Annotated in this window: 19 protein-coding genes; 8 read left to right on the top strand and 11 right to left on the bottom strand. The window is 63.1% G+C overall.

Annotated elements, in window-relative coordinates; translation table 11 throughout:
* The first annotated feature begins 64 nt into the window (after window positions 1-64).
* The 4 genes from folE to HXS66_RS02780 all read left to right on the top strand — a co-directional run bounded on the left by folE (window position 65) and on the right by HXS66_RS02780 (window position 3,078).
* Complete coding sequence (gene folE / locus HXS66_RS02795; RefSeq protein WP_077371842.1) at window positions 65-616, top strand: GTP cyclohydrolase I FolE; 552 nt, start codon at window positions 65-67, stop codon at window positions 614-616.
* Window positions 617-702: 86 nt separating this feature from the next.
* Window positions 703-1,128 (top strand): dihydroneopterin triphosphate 2'-epimerase, encoded by a 426-nt coding sequence (gene folX / locus HXS66_RS02790; protein ID WP_176492918.1) that lies wholly within the window; start codon window positions 703-705, stop codon window positions 1,126-1,128.
* 35 nt (window positions 1,129-1,163) lie between these two features.
* Window positions 1,164-1,529 carry a hypothetical protein gene (locus HXS66_RS02785; protein WP_176502796.1) on the top strand — a complete coding sequence of 122 codons (366 nt, stop codon included), beginning with the start codon at window positions 1,164-1,166 and terminating at the stop codon, window positions 1,527-1,529.
* Between the two features lie 91 nt (window positions 1,530-1,620).
* Window positions 1,621-3,078 (top strand): NAD-dependent succinate-semialdehyde dehydrogenase, encoded by a 1,458-nt coding sequence (locus tag HXS66_RS02780; RefSeq protein WP_084209170.1) that lies wholly within the window; start codon window positions 1,621-1,623, stop codon window positions 3,076-3,078.
* A 606-nt stretch (window positions 3,079-3,684) separates the two neighbouring features.
* Here the strand turns inward: HXS66_RS02780 and glsB are convergent.
* On the bottom strand, window positions 3,685-4,683 hold the full coding sequence (glsB, locus tag HXS66_RS02775; RefSeq protein WP_240499580.1) for a glutaminase B: 999 nt from the start codon (window positions 4,681-4,683) through the stop codon (window positions 3,685-3,687).
* Window positions 4,684-4,894: 211 nt separating this feature from the next.
* Here glsB and HXS66_RS02770 point away from each other — a divergent pair, with 211 nt between their 5' ends.
* Both HXS66_RS02770 and HXS66_RS02765 read left to right on the top strand, forming a co-directional pair.
* Entirely contained in the window at window positions 4,895-5,134 is a 240-nt protein-coding gene (locus HXS66_RS02770) for a DUF2061 domain-containing protein (protein WP_176502795.1), read from the top strand.
* Window positions 5,135-5,196: 62 nt separating this feature from the next.
* The gene (locus tag HXS66_RS02765) at window positions 5,197-6,288 is read left to right on the top strand and encodes an amidohydrolase family protein (protein ID WP_176492920.1); all 1,092 of its coding nucleotides are present in this window, start codon (window positions 5,197-5,199) and stop codon (window positions 6,286-6,288) included.
* A gap of 110 nt (window positions 6,289-6,398) precedes the next feature.
* On the opposite strand, the gene purH is transcribed toward HXS66_RS02765, so the two are convergent.
* From purH to dsbD, 8 genes are all read right to left on the bottom strand, one after another.
* Window positions 6,399-7,976, bottom strand: a complete 1,578-nt coding sequence (gene purH / locus HXS66_RS02760; RefSeq protein WP_176502794.1) for a bifunctional phosphoribosylaminoimidazolecarboxamide formyltransferase/IMP cyclohydrolase — start codon at window positions 7,974-7,976, stop codon at window positions 6,399-6,401.
* Between the two features lie 62 nt (window positions 7,977-8,038).
* On the bottom strand, window positions 8,039-8,335 hold the full coding sequence (gene fis, locus HXS66_RS02755) for a DNA-binding transcriptional regulator Fis (protein WP_043331993.1): 297 nt from the start codon (window positions 8,333-8,335) through the stop codon (window positions 8,039-8,041).
* A complete protein-coding gene (gene dusB, locus HXS66_RS02750) occupies window positions 8,332-9,366 on the bottom strand; it encodes a tRNA dihydrouridine synthase DusB (RefSeq protein ID WP_077373125.1) in 1,035 nt (344 codons plus the stop codon). Before dusB ends, fis begins: the two co-directional genes overlap by 4 nt.
* 168 nt (window positions 9,367-9,534) lie before the next feature.
* On the bottom strand, window positions 9,535-10,449 hold the full coding sequence (prmA, locus tag HXS66_RS02745) for a 50S ribosomal protein L11 methyltransferase (protein WP_077371862.1): 915 nt from the start codon (window positions 10,447-10,449) through the stop codon (window positions 9,535-9,537).
* Between the two features lie 184 nt (window positions 10,450-10,633).
* Window positions 10,634-11,974 carry an acetyl-CoA carboxylase biotin carboxylase subunit gene (gene accC / locus HXS66_RS02740; protein ID WP_077371866.1) on the bottom strand — a complete coding sequence of 447 codons (1,341 nt, stop codon included), beginning with the start codon at window positions 11,972-11,974 and terminating at the stop codon, window positions 10,634-10,636.
* A gap of 19 nt (window positions 11,975-11,993) precedes the next feature.
* Window positions 11,994-12,464, bottom strand: coding sequence for an acetyl-CoA carboxylase biotin carboxyl carrier protein (gene accB, locus HXS66_RS02735; RefSeq protein ID WP_077371869.1), 471 nt, complete (start codon window positions 12,462-12,464; stop codon window positions 11,994-11,996).
* A gap of 166 nt (window positions 12,465-12,630) precedes the next feature.
* Window positions 12,631-13,068 (bottom strand): type II 3-dehydroquinate dehydratase, encoded by a 438-nt coding sequence (aroQ, locus tag HXS66_RS02730; protein WP_077371872.1) that lies wholly within the window; start codon window positions 13,066-13,068, stop codon window positions 12,631-12,633.
* 284 nt (window positions 13,069-13,352) lie between these two features.
* Window positions 13,353-15,383 (bottom strand): protein-disulfide reductase DsbD, encoded by a 2,031-nt coding sequence (dsbD, locus tag HXS66_RS02725; RefSeq protein WP_255303067.1) that lies wholly within the window; start codon window positions 15,381-15,383, stop codon window positions 13,353-13,355.
* A gap of 355 nt (window positions 15,384-15,738) precedes the next feature.
* On the opposite strand from dsbD, the gene HXS66_RS02720 reads away from it, so the two are divergent.
* Window positions 15,739-16,842, top strand: coding sequence for a DUF2333 family protein (locus HXS66_RS02720; RefSeq protein ID WP_077371875.1), 1,104 nt, complete (start codon window positions 15,739-15,741; stop codon window positions 16,840-16,842).
* A 167-nt stretch (window positions 16,843-17,009) separates the two neighbouring features.
* Here HXS66_RS02720 and ppa read toward each other — a convergent pair whose 3' ends face one another.
* Entirely contained in the window at window positions 17,010-17,540 is a 531-nt protein-coding gene (gene ppa / locus HXS66_RS02715) for an inorganic diphosphatase (protein ID WP_043331979.1), read from the bottom strand.
* A 329-nt stretch (window positions 17,541-17,869) separates the two neighbouring features.
* Between ppa and HXS66_RS02710 the strand changes: the two genes are divergently transcribed.
* Window positions 17,870-19,597: a bifunctional protein-serine/threonine kinase/phosphatase gene (locus tag HXS66_RS02710; protein ID WP_077371878.1), complete on the top strand. Its 1,728-nt coding sequence runs from the start codon at window positions 17,870-17,872 to the stop codon at window positions 19,595-19,597.
* Window positions 19,598-19,745: 148 nt separating this feature from the next.
* Here the strand turns inward: HXS66_RS02710 and HXS66_RS02705 are convergent, their stop codons facing one another.
* Entirely contained in the window at window positions 19,746-21,008 is a 1,263-nt protein-coding gene (locus HXS66_RS02705; RefSeq protein ID WP_077371881.1) for a 6-phosphofructokinase, read from the bottom strand.
* Window positions 21,009-21,023 lie beyond the last annotated feature (15 nt).

Here is a 21,023-nt window from a genome sequence, read left to right as displayed (position 1 = left end):
ATGTGCTTTACCCCTGCTATGCGTGCGCTCATGCGCGCCCCTGACCGATACCATAGGCAGACGGATGACCGAAGAGATTGCCAACCATTACCGCCAGATCATCACTGCATTGGGTGAGGATCCGCAGCGCGAGGGCCTGCAGGACACGCCCATGCGTGCTGCCAAGGCCATGCAGTTCCTGACCCATGGCTATCATCAGTCGCTGGAGGAGATCGTCAACGGCGCCGTCTTCACCTCGGACACCGACGAGATGGTACTGGTCAAGGACATCGAGCTTTACTCGATGTGCGAGCATCACATGCTGCCGTTCATCGGCAAGTGCCATATCGCCTATCTGCCGGCGGGCAAGGTGCTGGGGCTGTCCAAGTTCGCGCGCATCACCGACATGTACTCGCGCCGCATGCAGATCCAGGAAAACCTCACCAAGCAGATCGCTGAGGCGGTCCAGCAGGTGACCGGCGCACGGGGTGTGGCGGTGGTGGTCGAGGCGCGCCACATGTGCATGATGATGCGTGGCGTGGAAAAGCAGAATTCCAGCATGAAGACCTCCGTGATGCTGGGGGCCTTCCGCGAGAATCAGCCGACCCGTCAGGAATTCCTGACCCTGATCAGCTGATCCGATAGCCACGACGCCGCCTCTCGAGGCGGCGTCGTCGTCTGTGAGTCGTTTGTCTGACATCTCTTGTCCAGGAGTCCCCGTCGATGCCGATGCATGCCTTGCACGATGAACATCTCGATCACGATCTTGCCACCATTCGCATCAAGAACCTGCGTCTGCGCACCTATATCGGGATCAACGAGGACGAGATCCAGAATCGTCAGGATGTCGTGATCAATGTGGTGATCCGCTACCGCGCCGCGCGTGCGGTTCAGTTCAACCACATCAGCGAAGCCCTCAACTATCGCACCATCACCAAGCAGCTGATCGCGCATGTCGAGGATGGGCGTTTCGCATTGCTCGAGCGCATGACGCGGGAAGTGCTGGATATCGTGATGCAGCATGAGCAGGTGCTGACGGCTCAGGTCGAGATCGACAAGCCGCATGCGCTGCGCTTCTCCGATTCGGTGTCCATCACCCTGTCGGACAGCCGGGAAGACCATATCCAGACGGCAAGTGTCGGACGCTAGACAGTCAGGAGAGACGGGATGTCAGGAGGGGCAGCATGATCGGAGAGATCACTCGGTTCGATGATGCCACCCAGGAGGGTGTCATCACGGATGACAAGGGCGCCGAGTACGTGTTCGATCTTGTCGGTTGGCGCGGTCGCGGTCTCCCGGGGCCGGGACTGGCGGTGGATTTCGAGGTGCGTGACGGGCGTGCGAGCCAGGTGTTCAATGCGCGGGTCAAGCAGCAGAAGGCGCGGCGTGTCGTGTCGATGCCGCCGGAGTGCGAGCTCGGTGAGGTACCGCCGTCGTCTGTCGAGGCCGGCAAGCAGCCATCCGGCCGACGCGAGTGGCCCATGGGGCGTGTGATCACGGGGCTGGCCATGGCAGCACTGGTGCTGGCAGGGTTGTGGTTCTGGCACTGAACCCGCATCTAGGTTCTATTAGGCTAGTCTTGAATAGTCTCGGCTAGCGCTCAACGCCGCCTCGATCCACCTGCATGCCTCTGGAGTCTTCATGGAACATCTCAACGATACCAGTCTCTTTCGCCCCTTTGCCTATATCGATGGTGGTTGGGTCGCCGCGGATTCCGGTGAGCAGATAGAGGTCGACAATCCGGCCACCGGCGAGATCATCGGCCGAGTGCCTCGCCTGGGCTATGCGGAAACCGAGCGTGCCATCGAGGCGGCCCAGAATGCCTTCGCTGACTGGAAGGAAACCCCCGCGCTGGAACGTGCCGACATCCTGATGAAGTGGTACGCCCTGATGCAGGAGCACAAGGATGACCTGGCGCAGATCATGACCCTGGAGCAGGGCAAGCCACTCGCCGAATCTGCCGGTGAGATCCAGTATGCCGCCAGCTTCCTGCGCTGGTTCGCCGAGGAAGGACAGCGAGTCTACGGTGACACCATTCCGGCAGCCAAGCGTGATCAGCGCATCATGGTGCTCAAGCAACCCGTCGGTGTCGTGGGGGCGATCACGCCGTGGAACTTCCCGTCATCGATGATCACCCGCAAGGCGGGTGCCGCATTGGCGGCGGGCTGCCCCATCGTGGTCAAGCCTGCCAGTCAGACTCCCTTCTCGGCGCTGGCGCTGGCGGTGCTGGCGGAGCGCGCTGGTGTGCCGCGTGGTGTCTTCAACGTGGTGCCGGGCTCGGCCAGGGATATCGCCAAGGCGATGACCGATTCGCGTCTCGTGCGCAAGGTCACCTTCACCGGCTCCACCGAAGTTGGCCGCGGACTGATGGCCAATGCCTCACAGCATATCCAGAAGATCTCGCTCGAGCTTGGCGGCAATGCGCCCTTCCTGGTGTTCGAAGACGCCGATCTCGATGCGGCGGTGGAAGGCGCGATGGCAGCCAAGTTCCGCAACGCCGGCCAGACCTGCGTCTGCACCAACCGTTTCCTGGTGCAGTCTAGCGTGGTCAATGCCTTCAGCGAGAAGCTGGCAGCGGCGATGAATGCCGAGTTGACCGTGGGCAACGGCATGGAAGAGGGCGTCAAGGTCGGCCCACTGATTGATGGTGACGCCGTCGAGAAGGTCACGGATCACGTGCAGGATGCTCTCGACAAGGGGGCCGAGCTGCTGCTGGGCGGTCATCCGCATCCGCTGGGTGGCAGCTTCTTCACCCCGACGTTGATCTCGCAGGTGACGCCGGAGATGAAGGTGGCACGTGAGGAAACCTTCGGGCCGCTGGCAGCCATCTTCCCCTTCGAGAGCGAGGAAGAGGCCATCGAGATGGCCAACGATACCGAGTTCGGGCTGGCCAGCTATTTCTACAGCACGGATCTCAAGCGTGTCTGGCGCGTGTCGGAAGGTCTGGATTACGGCATGGTCGGTATCAACACCGGACTGATCTCCAACGCCGCCGCGCCCTTCGGCGGCACCAAGGCATCGGGGCTGGGCCGTGAGGGCTCCAAGTATGGCCTCGAGGAGTACATGGAAACCAAGTATCTGTGTCTCTCACTTGGCTGAGCCGTTCGTTATCGGGTCTGCGCCGTCGATCCCTGCATGAGCCTGCATCCTTGAACGTGGCATCGTCGATGGATGGCCAGCGCTCAAGGCAATGACCGGACATGACATCAGATGCCAAAAAGCCCGCCCGGGACACCGGGCGGGCTTTTTCATGTCATTCAGTCATTCGGCCTGTTGCCGCCAAGCGTGTCTGCAACCTATGGAGTTTTCGCTGCTGCTGAGAGCGATCTTTCGCTGCTGATAAGAGAGCGGCATGCGCGAGAGGGGGCAATCTCGCGACAAGAGGCCCATGCGTCATTGGTCGTAGAGGTGAGGTGTCTTGGGCATTGATCGCGCTGCGCGTGTCAGACCAAAGCGGTATGCCGCTGTCTTTTACCGCGGATCAGGGACAAAGACAGGTGTGCTTTGTCGGCATTCTCTTACTTGTGGATATGCTTATTTACGCTACAGTCAAAGAGCGGGACCTGTGGTGATAGTCTTCAAGGATTGAAGACAGGGCGAGTGGCGTGGCGGACGCGACTTGCCCTTTTTTATGGCCGGTTCCCAGCTCAGTATTGTCAGCCCGCACTTCTCAGTTCTCCCTTCTCAGCCCTCACTCCTCACTCCTCAGCCCAGCGGTGACAGCCCCATTCCCGCCACCAATCCTTCCAATGCATGCCGGCCGGCAATCGAGTTGCCATAGCCGTCCAGGCGCGGCGACCACACACAGATGCTCATCTGTCCCGGCAGGATGGCGATGATGCCGCCGCCGACACCACTCTTGCCCGGCAGGCCCACGCGCCAGGCGAAGTCTCCCGCCGCGTCATAGAGCCCACAGGTCAGCAATAGCGCATTGAGCTGGCGTGTCTCCAAGGGTGAGACCACTTCCTTGCCATCCAGTGGGTTGACGCCGCGATTGGCCAGGAAGGCGAAGCTGCGGGCCAGCTCCACGCAGTTCATCGATACCGAACAGCTGTGGAAGTAGGTGTCCAGCAGGTCATCCACATCGGAGTGCACGTTGCCATAGGCCTGCATCAGGTAGGCGAGCGAGGCATTGCGTGCCTTGTGGTCCATCTCGGAGCGCGCCACCTTCTCGTCGAAGCCGATGTCGGGGCTGCCGGACAGGCGTCTGAGCTGTTCACGCAGCGTGTTCTGGATCGAGACGATGCGCGAGACCAGCAGGTCCGTGATCAGCAGTGCCCCGGCATTGATGAACGGGTTACGTGGAATGCCGTTCTCGACCTCCAGCTGCATGATCGAATTGAACGCCTGGCCAGAGGGTTCACGTCCCACGCGTGACCAGATCTCGTCGCTTTCCAGACGCTGCATCGCCAGTACCAGTGCGTGGACCTTGGAGATCGACTGGATCGAGAAGCGCGTGTGTGCATCCCCGGCATACTGGACGCGGCCATCGACATGACAGACGGCAATCCCGAACTGATCCGGGTCCACCTGCGCCAGGGCCGGGATGTAATCCGCGACCTTGCCCTCGTTGAAGCAGCGGCTGGCATCATTGGACAGGCGTTCAAGCAGCGTCTGGAGGGCATCAGAGTCGAGTGGCGGCGTCATGGCGACCTTGAGGAGACAGAGTGGATGGGAATGCAATTGCATGGTACGGCTGCGCATTCTACCCAATCCTGTGGGCTGTGGCGCGTGGTGATCCGAGCGCTTGATAGCCAGCCCTTATCAGCGGGGTAGGGCAAAGTGATTTCAAGTTGCAGATGAGACTCACTATCATTCATTGCATCGAGGCAACAACAGGTTGCCCACCAAGAGACACGCGACGCGCTGGGGTTCAGCGTCTCGCTGAGCACAGACCGCCCGGAGGGCAGCCAACATGATCAAGACATTGACCTTTGCCAGCATGCACTTCTCCATCGCCTTCGGTGTCACCTACCTGCTGACCGGTGACATCGTGGTTGGCGGTCTGGTCGCCATCGTCGAGCCTGCGGTCAACACCGTCGCCTTCTTCTTCCACGAGAAGGTCTGGAATCGTGTGACTGCCCGTCGTCAGCAGGCAGCTGAACGGCAGGGAAGCCGCCCCTCCGGCATGAATGGTGCGGTATTGGCGAGCTGAGGACACTTGCGCCGGCAAGGGTGGGCACCGCAGAATCGAGCGATCTTTCCTCGGAGCCACCCATGCTGAAGCTTGCCTCTCGCCCCGTCCGTTTCTCTCGCCTGTCCTGTCTGCGCCAGCGTCCTCTCCTCCAGGGGGCGCTGGCGTTGCTGTTGGGGCTTGCCGGCAGCATGGCTGTCGCCGAGCCCGTGGCTGCCGATGAGACACGCGATTATCACTACAGCGACGCCCACCTGCACTTCGTCGACTTCTTCCAGCAGGGCGATGGCCTGGGGGCCTTGCTGGATGCCATGGATGAGGCGCAGGTGGATCATGCCCTGATCACGGGCATCGGTGTCGCCAAGAAATGGCAGCAGGACGCGCCCAAGAAGCCGCGTTACTACATGGGTGATGATGGGCCGGTCTACTGGTACTCCGGTACCGATTACATTCTGGCCGAGGCGTTGACTCGCGCTCCCGAGCCGGTCCAGGCGCGTTTCTCGCCGTTCATCACCGGCTTCAACCCCACTGATCTGAATGCTGCCGATGAGATTCGCCAGTTGATGGCGATCTATCCCGGCTTCTGGAAAGGCATCGGCGAGGTCTTCACGCGTCATGATGACCTGACGCGCCTGACCGAGGGCGAGACGCCACGAGCCAATCATCCCGCCTTGAGAAAGGTCTATGCGCTGGCGGCGGAGAAGGGCCTGCCGGTGATGGTGCATTCCAATGTCACCAGCAAGCGTGAGGGGCATGAGGGGCTGTATCTCGAGGAATTCGAGAGTGCGGTGCGCGACAATCCGGACACGACCTTCATCTGGGCACATGCGGGTACCAGTGCCGAGCTCAATCGTCGCCTGGGGCGCATGACATGGCTGCACGGCGAGATCGAGCGCATGCTGGAAACCTATCCCAACCTGAATATCGACCTGTCCTGGTCAGTGCTGGAGCCGTATCTGCTGGATGACAAGGGCCAGCCGCGCCCGCGCTGGGTCAAGCTGGTCGAGCGCTTCCCACAGCGCTTCGTGCTTGGCAGTGACGTGGTCGGGCGCTTCGGCTCGGTGGGCGATATCCTGGCAAGTTACACGCCATTCCTCGATGCCCTGTCGCCACAGACGGCGCACAATGTCGCCCGTGACAACTTCCTGCGCCTGGTCAGACTGCCTGTCGAATAGGGGCAGGCGTTGATGCCCCGGCATACGAAAAGCCCCCGTCAGCGATTCGCTGGCGGGGGCTTTTTCGTGAGCGTCAGAGAGGCTCACACATCATGTGTCAGAGCCGTCGATCAGTGACGGAAGTGACGCATGCCGGTGAAGACCATGGCGATGCCGGCTTCGTTGGCGGCATCGATGACTTCCTGATCACGCATGGAGCCACCCGGCTGGATGACGGCCGTGATACCGGCCGCCGCCGCGGCGTCGATGCCGTCACGGAACGGGAAGAAGGCATCGGAGGCCATCACGGAGCCCGGCACTTTGAGCCCTTCATCGGCGGCCTTGATGCCGGCGATCTTGGCCGAATAGACGCGGCTCATCTGACCGGCGCCCACACCGATGGTCTGGCCATCCTTGATGTAGACGATGGCGTTGGACTTGACGAACTTGGCCACTTTCCAGGCGAAGGTCAGGTCGTTGAGTTCCTGCTCGCTCGGCGCGCGCTCGGTGACGACCTTGAGTTCATCACGGCCGACCATGCCCTGATCGCGGTCCTGCACCAGCAGACCGCCGGTGACGCGCTTGAAGTCGTGACCGCCGGTACGCTCGGCCGCCCAGGCCTCCGCGACGTCGAGCAGACGCACGTTGGCCTTGGTGGCGACGATGGCAGCGGCTTCGTCGCTGATTCCCGGGGCGATGATCACCTCGACGAACTGGCGCGAGACGATGGCCTGCGCGGTCTCGGCGTCCAGCGGCACGTTGAAGGCGATGATGCCGCCGAAGGCGCTGGTCGGGTCGGTCTGATAGGCGCGCTCGTAGGCGGCCAGGGCAGACTCGCCGATGGCGACGCCACACGGGTTGGCGTGCTTGACGATGACACAGGCGGTCTCGTCGAAGGCCTTGACGCACTCGAAGGCGGCATCGGTATCGGCGACGTTGTTGTAGGACAACGCCTTGCCCTGGACCTGCACGGCCGTGGCGACGCTGGCCTCGGTGGCACCGTCCTCGACGTAGAAGGCCGCTTGCTGATGCGGGTTCTCGCCGTAACGCATGTCCTGCTTCTTGCTCAGGCTGACGTTGTACTGACGCGGCAGACCTTCACTGCCACCCTCGACCCGCTGACCCAGCCAGTTGGCGATGGCGCCGTCGTAGGCGGCGGTGTGCTCGAAGGCTGCCACGGCCAGGTCGAAGCGCGCCTCGTCGCTGACGGCATTGTCATTGGCGTCCATCTCGGCGATCACGCGGTCGTAGTCGGCCGCGTTGACGACGATGGTGGTGTGCGCGTGGTTCTTGGCGCAGGAACGCACCATGGTCGGGCCGCCGATATCGATGTTCTCGATGGCGTCTTCCAGCGAGCAATCCGGGTTGGCCACGGTGGCGGCGAACGGATACAGGTTGACGATGACCATGTCGATGGGGTCGATGCCGTGCTCGGCCATCACCGCATCATCCTGACCGCGTCGACCGAGAATGCCGCCGTGGATCTTGGGATGCAGGGTCTTGACCCGGCCATCCATCATTTCCGGGAAGCCGGTGTGCTCGGAGACTTCGGTCACGGCCAGGCCGTTGTCCTTGAGCAGACGGAAGGTGCCGCCGGTAGACAGCAGGGCGACGCCACGGGCGTCGAGGGCACGGGCGAATTCGACGATGCCGGTCTTGTCGGAAACGCTCAGGAGGGCGCGACGGATGGCTTGGGGCTTGGCTTGCATGATGCTCCACTCGTGGATCAACAAAAAGACGCCGGGGCACCTGTGAGGATGCCCCGGCGGGGTCAGATCAGATCAAACTGCTTGAGCTTCTTGCGCAGCGTGCCTCGATTGAGGCCCAGCATATCGGCGGCGCGGGTCTGGTTGCCCTGGGCGTGGGCCATCACCGCTTCCAGCAGCGGCGCCTCGACCTCGGCCATCACCATGGCATGCAGGTCGGTGACCTGCTCGCCATCCAGGTGGGCGAAGTAGCGCGCCATGGAATGCTCGACGGCTTCGCGCAGGGTCTGATGGTGCCGAACGGGCGTCATCAGCGTGGCCTGGCTTGCGTCGTCAGGGGATAGAGGGTGCCTGCTGGTCATGCTGCGTGACTTCCTTGCGTCTCGGTGCGGGCGATGCCTTCCGGCTCGCCGAACAGGCGGGTCAGGAACTGGCGCTGTTCATCGGGCTCCTCGAGAGGATTGAAGCTGCGCTTCAACTCACTGCCATCCTCGCGGGTCGCCAGGTACCAGCCCACATGCTTGCGCGCGATGCGCACGCCCATGTAGTCACCGTAGAATTCGTACAGGGCCTCGAGATGGGTGCGCATCACCTGGGCACGCTCCGCATCGCTCGGGCCGGAAGCTACCTGGCCAGTGGCCAGATAGTGATTGATCTCGCGGAAGATCCAGGGGTTGCCTTGGGCCGCACGGCCGACCATCACGGCATCGGCGCCCGTATAGTCAAGCACATGTCGCGCTTTCTCGCCGCTGTCGATATCGCCATTGGCGAAGACCGGGATCGAGACTGCCGCCTTCACCGCAGCGATGGTGTCGTATTCGGCCTCACCGGTATATTTCTGCTGACGGGTGCGACCATGCACGGAGAGCGCCTGGATGCCGGCACTCTCGGCCATGCGCGCGATGGTGATGGCGTTGCGTGTTTCCTCGCACCAGCCGGTGCGCATCTTCAGCGTGACCGGCACCTTCACGGCACGCACCACGGCCTCGAGAATCTCGCCGACCAGACGCTCATCGCGCATCAGGGCAGACCCGGCGGCCTTGTTGCAGACCTTCTTGGCCGGGCAGCCCATGTTGATGTCGATGATCTCGGCGCCCATCTCGGCATTCAGCGCGGCGGCCTCGGCCAGCATCGCGGCATCGCCCCCGGCGATCTGCACGGCACGCGGGCCGGGTTCACCGGCATGATTCATGCGCGTGCGCGACTTGACGGTGTTCCACAGGCGCTTGTCACTGGTCACCATCTCCGAGACCACGAGCCCCGCGCCCAGCTCACGACATTGCTGTCGGAACGGGCGATCGGTGACGCCGGCCATCGGGGCCAGAATCACGCGATTGGGCAACTGGTGCACACCGATGCGCGGGAGCTCGGCGTGAAGGGATGTCTCGGTCATGGGGCTCGTGTCATGCAGTGGGGTGGCGCGCGATGCAGGCATCACGGGGGCGTCATGATACCTAGAGCGCCGCAGGGTTTGAAGGGCTATTTCATCCGTGGCGCGTTCCGGAGGTCTTCCTTTGCGCCGTGGATTCCCTGCGCTGCGGCACTCATGGTATCGCGTGGCTCAGCCCTCGAGCGGGCGCTGGCCGTTGAGGCGCACCCAGCCATCGCGCTCGGTGGGCTCTTCCATGATCAGGCCGGCCTCACGATAGGCCTCGAGCACGTCTCCCGCCTGGGGCGCGAGAATGCCGGAAAGCGCCAGGAGGCCACCCGGGGCCACACTGCCCGCGATCTGCGGGGCCAGCTCGACCAGCGGGCCGGCCAGGATGTTGGCGACCACGATCTGATAGCCCGCATCCGGCAGGCGGTCCGGGTAGCACAGTGTCAGCCTGTCGCTGACCTCGTTGCGCTGGGCGTTGTCGCGGGAGGCCTGCAGGGCCTGGGGATCGATATCGGTGCCCATGGCATCCACCGCGCCGAGCTTGAGTGCGGCGATGGCCAGGATGCCGGAGCCGCAGCCGAAGTCGAGCACGCTGTGCCGGGCGAGCTTGCCCTCCACGGCCAGGCCATCGAGCCATTCCAGGCACAGGGCGGTGGTCGGGTGAGTGCCGGTGCCGAAGGCCAGGCCCGGGTCGAGCATCAGGTTGACGGCGTCCTGTTCCGGCGCGTCATGCCAGCTGGGCACGATCCACAGCCGCTGGCCCATCTTGAGCGGCTCGAAGCCGTCCATCCACTCACGTGTCCAGTCGCGGTCCTCGAGAATCTCGACCTCGATCTCCGGGCAGGGCTCATCGGGAATCAGTGCCGCCCAGCCGGCCTTGACCCGCTCGCGCATGGTCTCGATGCCTTCGGTGCCATCCCACAGGCCGGTAAGCACTGTCTCGCTCCACAGCGGCGTGCTGCCGAGGTCCGGCTCGAACAGTGGCTGATCCTCGGCGTCCTGCAGGGTGATGGCGCAGGCACCTTCTTCCATCAGCAGATGCTCGAGAATCTCGGCGTGGTCGGGGGCGATACGCGCCTTGAGTTGCAGCCAGGACATGGTGGCTCCTGTCGAATAGGTAGGGAGTGAAGAGAATAGACGAAGCGGCAGTGGGGGCAGGGGCGCTCGGATGCCGGCATGACCCTGAGCGCACTCAAGGGCCCCTGCGCAAACGACAGAAGGGCGGCCGAGGCCACCCTTCTGTCATGTGTCGACCGATGCTGCCAGTCTCAAGCAGGGCAGATTACAGGCCCAGCTTCTTCTCCAGATAATGGATGTTGACGCCACCTTCCTGGAAGCCGGCATCACGCACCAGATCCTTCTGCAGGTCAGTGTTGGTCTTGATGCCTTCCACCAGCAGCTCGTCGAGGGCATTGCGCATGCGCGTCAATGCGATCTCGCGGCTCTCGCCCCAGGTGATCAGCTTGCCGATCAGGGAATCGTAGTGCGGCGGCACGGTGTAGCCGGAGTACAGGTGCGAGTCCATGCGCACGCCCAGACCGCCCGGCGCGTGATAGAGCTCGACCTTGCCCGGAGACGGCATGAAGGTGCGCGAGTCTTCGGCATTGATGCGGCATTCGAAGGCGTGGCCACGCAGCTTGACGTCTTCCTGCTTGATGGAGAGCGGCAGGCCGGAGGCGATGCGCAGCTGCTCCTTGACGATGTCGACGCCCGTGACCATCTCGGTCACCGGGTGCTCGACCTGAACGCGGGTGTTCATCTCGATGAAGTAGAACCCGCCGTTCTCGTACAGGAATTCGAAGGTGCCGGCGCCACGATAGCCGATCTCGATGCAGGCATCGGTGCACGACTTGAGGACCTTGGCACGGGCTTCCTCATCCAGCTGCGGTGCCGGCGCTTCTTCCAGCACCTTCTGGTGACGACGCTGCAGGGAGCAGTCGCGGTCATACAGGTGAATGGCGTTGCCCTGGCCATCGGCCAGCACCTGGACTTCGACGTGACGCGGGTTCTGGAGGAATTTCTCCATGTACACCGTGCCGTCGCCGAAGGCCGCGGCGGCTTCACCCTGGGTGATGCTCACCGAGGACAGCAGGCTGGCCTTGGAGTGCACCACACGCATGCCGCGACCACCACCGCCAGCGGCGGCCTTGATGATCACCGGGTAGCCGATGCGCTCGGCGATGGCGAACATCTCGTCTTCATCCTGCGGCACCGGACCATCGGAGCCCGGTACGGTCGGGACGCCGGCCAGCTTCATCGCTTCGATGGCCGCGACCTTGTCACCCATCATGCGGATGGTGTCAGCGCGCGGGCCGATGAAGGCGAAGCCGGAGCGTTCGACCTGCTCGGCGAAGTTGGCGTTTTCCGACAGGAAGCCGTAGCCCGGATGGATGGCGTCGGCGTCCGTCACCTCGGCGGCTGCGATCAGCGCCGGAATGTGCAGATAGGATTTGGCAGAGGAGGCCGGGCCGATGCAGACAGCTTCGTCGGCCAGGCGGACGTGCATCAGATCGCGGTCGGCCTTGGAGTGCACCGCTACCGTCTTGATGCCCAGTTCCTTGCAGGCGCGAAGGATGCGAAGTGCAATCTCGCCGCGGTTGGCAATCAGTACCTTGTCGAGCATGGTGACGTGTCCGTTGGGATCAGGAAATGACGATCATGGGCTGGTCGAATTCAACCGGCTCGCCGTCTTCGATCAGAATGGCTTCCACCACACCATCCTTGTCGGCTTCGATCTGGTTCATCATCTTCATGGCTTCGACGATGCAGACGGTATCACCTTTCTTGACGCTCTGGCCGACTTCGATGAAGGCCTTGGAGCCCGGCGCCGGAGAGCGATAGAAGGAGCCGACCATCGGCGAATTGATGGTATGGCCCTGCGGCGCTGCCGGAGCGGCGGCTGCCGGTGCCTCGACGCTGCCGGCTGCCGGTGCGGCCTGCTGCTGCATCGGTTGCTGCTGCATCATCATCGGGGCCTGCATCATCGGCTGCTGGGCGAAGCCCTGCGGATGGCGGCTGATGCGAACGGACTCTTCGCCTTCCTGGATCTCGATTTCGCTGATGTTGGACTCTTCGAGCAGCTCGATCAGCTTCTTGACCTTGCGGATATCCATGAAATTCATCCCGATATAAAGGTGGCTGGAAATGGGGTGTGCAACCGAGACGTCAATGGTTGCGGGTGACAGCGATATTGGCTGTCCCGACCGATGGGCCGGTCAATCCTTGTCTCAGGCAGCTATGAGGCCTGCCGTGCCTGAAGGCTGCGCCGGGACTCTCCTGCTAGGCAAGATCGGCCAGGGCGGCATCAAGCGCCATGTCGTAACTTCGAGCGCCAAACCCCATGATCACGCCGCGTGCCACATCGGAAAGATAGGAATGATGGCGGAACGCCTCGCGGGCATGGGTATTGGACAGGTGCAGCTCGATGAAGGGCAGTGCGACCCCCAGCAGGGCATCGCGCAGCGCTACGCTGGTATGGGTAAAGGCCGCGGGATTGATCAGGATGATGGCGGTGCCATCCTCACGGGCCGCATGCACGCGATCTACCAGCACATGCTCGGCATTCGATTGCAGCCAGTCCAGCTGGTGGCCAGCCTGGCTGGCCCGTGTCTCCAGACGTGAGCGGATATCTTCCAGGGTGGTCGTGCCGTACACCTCGGGCTCGCGGGTGCCCAGCAGATTGAGGTTGGGGCCGTTGAGTACCAGGATGCGCGCCATGAAAGTCCTCTTGTCAGCGGAAGCAAGTGCGTGACTCGCTGAGCTGTTAACCCTGGGTGAAAATGCAAAGATACCGTCACTATCCGCGACGTTTACCTATTGAGCCTAGACTGTTGTCGCAGTGACGCGGATTCTGCCGAAATTCTCGAACGCTGTCCAGTTTGGCACCGAACCGGATTTCCTGCCGCTTTTATCCTGATTGCCACGCCGACTCTCCCGCGCTGCCATCCCGTCAACATCGCGACGTCATCTGCCGGTGTCCGGCATGGCTGACTCCCGCCAGATCATGCACCCGCGGCAGTGCGATGGTGACGCAGTACCTCGTCGAGATGCTCGCCCAGCTGCTCGGCATCGACCTCTCCCTGAATCCGCGCTTCGGTCATTTCCTGTTGTCCTGCGAAGAACAGCAGGCTGGGCGGTCCGAAGAGGCCGAACGATGACAGCAGCTCACGGGTGGTGGCATCCGTCTGGGTGACATCGGCGCGAATCAGATGAAACTGTCGCAGCTGACTCGCGACGCGCGGAAAGACCTCGCGCTCCATCACCTTGCAGGAGATGCACCAGTCGGCGTAGTAATCGACGAAGACCGGCTGCCCGCGACGGTCAGCCAGTGCCAGCTCGCGCTTGAGGGCAGCCATGTCGGTGACGGTGGTGAAGTCCAGCGTCTGCTCGGTTGCCTGTCCCGTGGCAGTTCCGCCTCCGGTGAAGGGGGCCAATGGGCGTAGCGGGTCGCTTGCGCCGCCGGCCACGCCCAGCAGGCTGATCATTCCCCAGCCGAGTGCCAGCAGCCCCAGTGCCTGACGGGCGCGGGCCCAGCCGTGGTTTGAGGAGCTGATCGCGCCGAGCGCCACCCCGGTGCCGATGGCCAATGCCGCCCAGCCCAGCACCGCCAGCGAGGCCGGCAGCAAGCGCTCTACCAGCCACAGCGCCACGCCCAGCAGCAGAATGCCGAAGGCCTGCTTGATGCCTTCCATCCAGCCGCCGGCCCTGGGCAGGAGACTGGCGCCGAAGGTGCCGACCAGTACCAGCGGCACCCCCATGCCGAGCCCGAGCGCGAACAGCGCCAACCCGCCGCTGGTGGCATCGCCACTGGCGGAGAGATAGACCAGCGCACCGGCCAGAGGTGCCGAGACGCAGGGCGATACCACGAGTACCGATAACGCGCCTGCCAGCGCCAATCCCCCCGGGCCGGCATTCATCAGGCGCCCCTGCAGCGTGTCGAGGCGCGAATGCAGGCGGCCGGGCAGGCGCAGATTGAAGGCGCCGAACATGGCCAGCGCGAACAGCACGAACAGGGCGGCAAAGGGAATCAGCACGACGGGAGATTGCAGTTGGGCCTGCAGGTTGAGGCCGGCGCCGAACAGACCCATCAGCGTGCCGGCCGCGGCGTAGGTGAGCGCCATGCCCAGGGCGTAGCTTGACGACAGCAGCAAGGCGCGCGGGCGGCTGGGGCGCTGGCCGACGATGATCGAGCTGAGAATCGGGATCATCGGCAGCACGCAGGGCGTGAAGGTCAGCCCGAGGCCTGCCAGGAAGAACAGCCCGAGCAAGGTGACGAGGCCGGCATCCGTGAACAATGCTCGAAAGCTGCCATCCGTCCCCGGGATAGCGGTGGGCTCGCCGGCACGATGTTCGCCAGTGTCGTCGGCAGCGCCGCTCTCCAGGGTGGCGGCATCAGGCATCAGGTGGGCAAAGGCGTCGGGCGCACTCTGTTCACCGGCCTCGAGCGTGACGGTCTCGGGGGGATAGCAGAGGCCGGCGTCGGCACACCCCTGGAAGGTGATGGATATCGGTACCGGACCACTGATCGATGACGCCTCGTCCGGGGCATTCTGACGGTCTGCGGCTGTCAGAGGCAGGCGAATGACCAGTGGGTCATGGAAGACGTGCACGTCGCCCAGATAGGGGTCCTGCTTGAATTCGCCGGGGGGCAGGTCCGCGGCACCGAGCCGGAGATCGTCACGGGAGGTCGCGAAGTCGAATTGATGGCGATAGAGGTAATAGCCCTCGGCACTGGTGAAGCCGACATAGAGGGTGTCGCCTTCACGCCATGCGCGGGGCGTAAAGGCCTCGTTGACCGGCAGGAAGTCGCTGCTGGATGCCTGTCTCGTGAACAGCCCGGTAGACGATTCGCTGCTGGAGGAGGCGGCCGGACTGCTGCCGAACAGCCCGGCATGGGCTGGCAGGGCGAAAGTGGTCAGGCTGAGGAGCAGCACAATGACCAGCAGCACCCCGGGGCGCATCGGTCGGGCGAGGGCGAGACTGGCGCGAATCTGGCGGGAGATCGCGTCATTTGCGGGAAACGGACGAAGCACGAAGGCATCCTTTTGCAGTGCCGGGAGAAGAAGCCGATCTTGCGAGTGCCTGTGCCCTCTGCGCGATCAGCTCGCTTGAGGTGTTCGTCACGGAAAGAGGGCCGGCAATGATGCCCACGATGATCACGGGTCGCGACTTGCACCAGGATGAATGCGCCACCATGTAGCGATGATCTCCCCCCGGTTCTGACGTCGCGATGAGCGCGACTGGCACACGCAGGGACGCATGATAGGATAGGACGTACGTCATGAGTACCGGCGCTGGAGGCAACGCGGGTATCGACACCGGTTCACGGTCTTCTGACTCGTCTTTTTTCACACGGCTTTTTACAAGGCTTCATACAAGGAAGAACGCATGGCCCTATTCGGTAAAGGCAGCAAGCGTGGCGCGGGTCGCGACGTGCTGGAAACACCTCAGTATGGCTGGATCTGGAAACCACTGGTCGGGCTGTTCGTCATTTACCTGCTGGTCTGCGTTGGCCTTGGGATCTACTGGAGCAGCGAGCCGGACGAATTCAATGTCGACCAGGCCACGCGCACCGAACTGGCCCGCGTACATGGGCTGGCGGCACCCGTTGCCAGTGTCGATGGCGAGCAGCCGGCACCGGCCTTCGAGGTGCTGCCGACGGGCACGGCGACCGTCGCGACCCTGATGAAACTCAACGATACCCTGCTGCACAAGCCCGGTGGCTATTTGAAGAATGACGTGGCACCCCCGGGGCTGTGGCTGGACAACATGCCCAACTGGGAATATGGGGTGCTGGTGCAGGTGCGCGACATGACGCGCGAGCTGCGCAAGGAATTCAGTCGTTCACAGTCCCAGTCCAGTGATGACAAGGCGCTGGGCAAGGCGGAATCGCTGCTGTTCATCGACGCCAATGCCTGGATGCTGCCGGAAGCCGAGCATGAATATGCCGATGCCAACCGCCAGTTGGGGGACTACCTCAAGCGTCTGAGCGATGACACCCAGAACAATGGCCAGTTCTATGCGCGCGCCGACAATCTGGTGGCCTGGCTGTCGGATGTCGAGAATCGTCTCGGTTCCCTGTCACAGCGACTGTCCGCGAGCGTCGGCAAGTCTCAGCTCAATCTGAGTCTGGCCGGTGACAAGAACGCGACCTCGGCCAAGAGCACCCAGACGGAAGAAGAGATCAAGACGCCGTGGCTCGAGATCGACGATGTCTTCTATCAGGCGCGCGGCACCTCCTGGGCGTTGATCCATCTGCTCAAGGCGGTGCGTCATGACTTCCAGGGCGTTCTGGAAGACAAGAACGCGCTGACCTCCATCGACCAGATCATCCGTGAGCTGGAGTCGACCCAGACCGATATCGGCAGCCCGGTGATCCTCAACGGTTCCGGCTTCGGTTTCTTCGCCAATCACTCGCTGGTCATGGCCAACTACATCGCACGCGCCAATTCCGCGATCAGTGACCTGCGCAGCCTGCTCGAGAAGGGCTGAAGTCTGACGCGAGGCTGGCGGACCCTGACGGAGGTCATGTCCGCCAGCCTCGTCAGCCTGAGCTGGATCGGGCTGAGCCCAGAAAACGAAAAGCCCCCGTCAATGACGGGGGCTTTTTCATGAGCGGTCAGCAAATGAGGGTCAGTTGGCGACCGTCACGGGAAGGATCAGTCCTTCTGGTAGGCAGCTGCTGCCTTCTCGATCGCGGCACGCGCGGCATCAGCGCCGTCCCAGGAATCGATCTTGACCCACTTGCCCTTCTCGAGATCCTTGTAGTTCTCGAAGAAGTGCGCGATCTGCTGACGCAGCAGTTCCGGCAGATCAGTGACTTCCTGGACGTCGTCGTACAGGGAGGTCAGCTTCTGGTGCGGTACGCAGACCAGCTTGGCGTCTTCGCCAGCTTCGTCGCTCATGTTGAGCACGCCGACCGGACGCGCACGGATGACGCTGCCCGGCGCGACCGGATACGGAGTCACGACCAGCGCGTCGAGGGCATCGCCATCGTCAGCCAGGGTGTTCGGGATGTAACCGTAGTTGGCCGGGTAGAACATCGGAGTGGCCATGAAACGATCCACCATGAGTGCATCGATGTCCTTGTCGATCTCGTACTTGATCGGCGCGTGATTGGCCGGAATCTCGATCGCTACGTAGACGTCGTTCGGCAATTCCTTGCCAGCGGGGATCTTGTCGAAACTCATTGTCGAGTCCTTGGGTTTGCGGGTTGAAGGCCTGCGGGTCAAAATTCCGCTGAATTATACGAACTGGCAGACCGTTTTGCCATTATGCCACGCTCGATCGCCTTGCGTTGCACCAACGAGTGGTGGCACTGCAGGCTGACTCGGGTAACACTTGGCAGCGCGCGAGCCCATGTGGAGGCCATCCATCGACACTCTGGCCGATGGTGTGCCCGTTGTTCAAGGATCGCCGCGCGACTCGCGGTGCCGTGCAGACACTGTGACGAGGCCTGTCGTGGCCGGCATGCACCAGCAGGGTCGTCACCGCAGGACAGACATGCAAGGAGACCGCCTTGGCGGATGCAGAGCTTTCACTCAGTTATGGTCAGGCCTTCGTGGCACCGGACCGCAAGCGCCACCGCAGCTCGATGTCGCTGGAAATTCCTGTCGAGCGTGGCCCGCTGGCGACCAAGGGCGGCTGTGCGTTGATCGCGGATACCACCAGCAAGAACGCCATCGCCAAGCAGGCGGGCGATCTGGCCGTGCGTGGCTTTCTGGCCGACTACTTCGCCACGCCCGACAACTGGAGCGTCAAGTATTCCGCGACTCGTGTGCTGCGAGCGCTGAACAGCTGGTGCTACAGCCAGAGTCGCTTCGTGCGTGGCGGCAGTTACGTCACCTCGATTTCCGCGGTCATCTTCCGTGGCCAGTCGGCGCATCTGTTCCATGCCGGCGATACCGTGGTGTTCCGTCTGCGTGGTGGCGAGTTCGAACAGATCTCGCGTGATCATGTCACGGACCTGGGCGGTTATCGCTATCCCTCACGGGCACTGGGCATGGATGTCAGTCTCGACATCGATTACATCGAATTGCCGCTCAAGCAGGGCGACATCTTCCTGCTGACCACCCAGGCGGTGCGCGGCACCTTGCTGCCCTCGGACTTCGTGTCACTGATTCGTGACGATGTCTCGGATCTGGACGCCGCCAGCGAGCGTCTCGCGCATGCCGCTGCGGACCGTGCCGACGAACGTGGCTATACCGCGGATCAGTTCTGCTTCCAGCTGGTGCGTATCGATCGCCTGGCCAGTGCCAGCGAAGACACGCCGGGGCGCATCTATGGGGATCTGCCGGTGCCGCGCGAGCTGGAGCCGGGGGATCGCATCGATGGGCTGGAAGTGCTGGAAGTCATGTCACGCAGTGCGCGGGTGCGCGTCTACAAGGTCCGGGATCTCAAGAGCCGGCGCGTGATGGTGATGAAGGCGCCGAGTCCGGAGCTCTCGCTCAAGAACGCCTATCTCGAGCACTTCCTGCTCCAGCAGTGGGTGGTGGATCGCGTCAACTCGCCCTTTGTCGTCAAGGTGGTGGAACCCTCGCGTCCGCGGGATCACCTCTACTATCTGCTCGAGCATCTGGAGGCGCAGACGCTGACCGACTGGGCGCGCCAGCATCCCCAGGCCAATCTCGAGCAGCGCCTGGATATCGCCCGCCAGCTGGGCAAGGCGGTCCACGCACTCAATCGGCGTGAAGTGCTGCATCAGTTGATCCACCCCGACAACGTGATGATCGACCGTCACGGCAAGGTAGTGCTGGTGGACTTCGGGGCCTGTCATCTGCGCGAAGGGGATGGGCACGAGAGTGCCGGTCCCCTGGTGCGCCAGGTCGGGCTGACCGAGCACAGTGCGCCGGAATATGCGCTGGGGGCCGAGGTCAGTCGCCGCAGCGATCAGTACGGGCTGGCGTCGGTGATCTACTGGCTGCTGACCGGCATGCAGCCCTACGCTCAGTCGATGGATCAGCTGCGCACCCAGACGGATCTCGAGCTGCTGGAGTATCAGCCGGCACGCATGCGCAACCCGCAGGTTCCCCAGATGCTGGACGATGCCCTGAGGCGTGCGCTGGACCCTCAGCGCACCTTGCGCTTCCGACGTCTGTCGGAGCTGCTCTATGCACTGCGCCTGCCACAGCAGGACCCCGGCAAGGCCATCACGCCATCCGAGGCCATGCGCGAACCAGCCAATTTCTGGCAGGGCGTCGCCGGCATCCTGCTGTTGCTGCTGGTGCTGTCCTGGTTGCTCAAATAGCCCTGCGTGTGTCGGTGGCGTGCGGTTGTCGAGAGCAGCCTCGCGTCATGAACGAGAAAGCCCCGCACAGTGATCTGTGCGGGGCTTTCTCATGGGTGCCGCAACGGCGTTGGCACAGCGCTGCCCGGGAAATGGGCAGCGCGATCGATCAGATCGAGAACGGCGTGAGCTTCTTCTCGACCTTGGCCAGCGTGAGGCGGGCGACCGCCGGCAGACCATTGACGAAGGGCGGGAAGTCCTCGCCCTGGATCAGCGGTGACAGGTACTGGCGGCAGGCGTCAGTGATGTAGAAGCCGTCTTCGCTGATGAACTCCAGCGGCATGAACTTCTCATGGTTGGCGATCTGCTCCAGCGGTGCCTCGATGATGTCCCAGGCGTAGTCAGCGCCATCGCCGAGGCGACGGATCGCCGGCATCACGGCGTTCTTGCCGGCCAGGGCCATTTCCACGGCAGCACGACCCGTGGCGTACGCCTGCTCGACGTCGGTCTTCGAGGCGATGTGGCGTGCCGCGCGCTGCAGATAATCGGCCACGGCCCAGTGATACTTGTAGCCGAGGTCCTGCTTGACCATGCCGGCCAGCGTCGGCGCCACGCCGCCCAGCTGACGGTGGCCGAAGGCATCGGTGTTGCCGGCATCGGCCAGGAAGGTGCCGTCTTCATAGCGGGCACCCTCGGAGACCACCACCACGCAGTAGCCGTGGTCCTTGACGCACTGGTCGACACGCGCCATGAAGTCCTTGCGGTGGAAGGCGACTTCCGGGAAGACCACGATGTGCGGCGGCTGGGTGGCATCTTCGCCAGCCAGGGCACCGGCGGCGGCGATCCAGCCAGCGTGACGTCCCATGACCTCAAGGATGAACACCTTGGTGGAAGTGGCGCACATGGAGGCGATGTCGAGGCCGGCCTCGCGGGTGGAGGTGGCGATGTACTTGGCCACGCTGCCGAAGCCCGGCGAGTTGTCGGTGATCGGCAGGTCGTTGTCCACGGTCTTGGGCACGTGGATGGCCTGGATCGGGTAGCCCATGGTCTCGGCCAGCTGGGAGACCTTCAGGCAGGTATCGGCGCTGTCGCCGCCACCGTTGTAGAAGAAGTAGCGGATATCGTGGGCCTTGAACACCTCGATCAGACGCTCGTACTGGGTACGGTGATCCTCGATGCTCTTGAGCTTGTAACGGCAGGAGCCGAAGGCACCGCCCGGGGTGTGGCGCAAGGCGGCGATGTTCTCGTCGCTTTCCTGGCTGACATCGATCAGATCTTCGGTCAGGGCGCCGATGATGCCGTTGTGACCGGCGTAGAGCTTGCCGATCTGGTCGCCGTGTTCACGCACGGCTTCGATCACGCCACAGGCGCTGGCATTGATGACGGCGGTAACGCCACCGGACTGGGCGTAGAAGGCATTGTGCTGGGGCATGGGCTTCTCGTCTCT

This window comes from Cobetia sp. 5-11-6-3 (assembly GCF_013374055.1).
GTDB classification, from domain to species: Bacteria; Pseudomonadota; Gammaproteobacteria; order Pseudomonadales; family Halomonadaceae; genus Cobetia; species Cobetia marina.
This window is presented reverse-complemented; position numbering and strand designations above follow the sequence as displayed.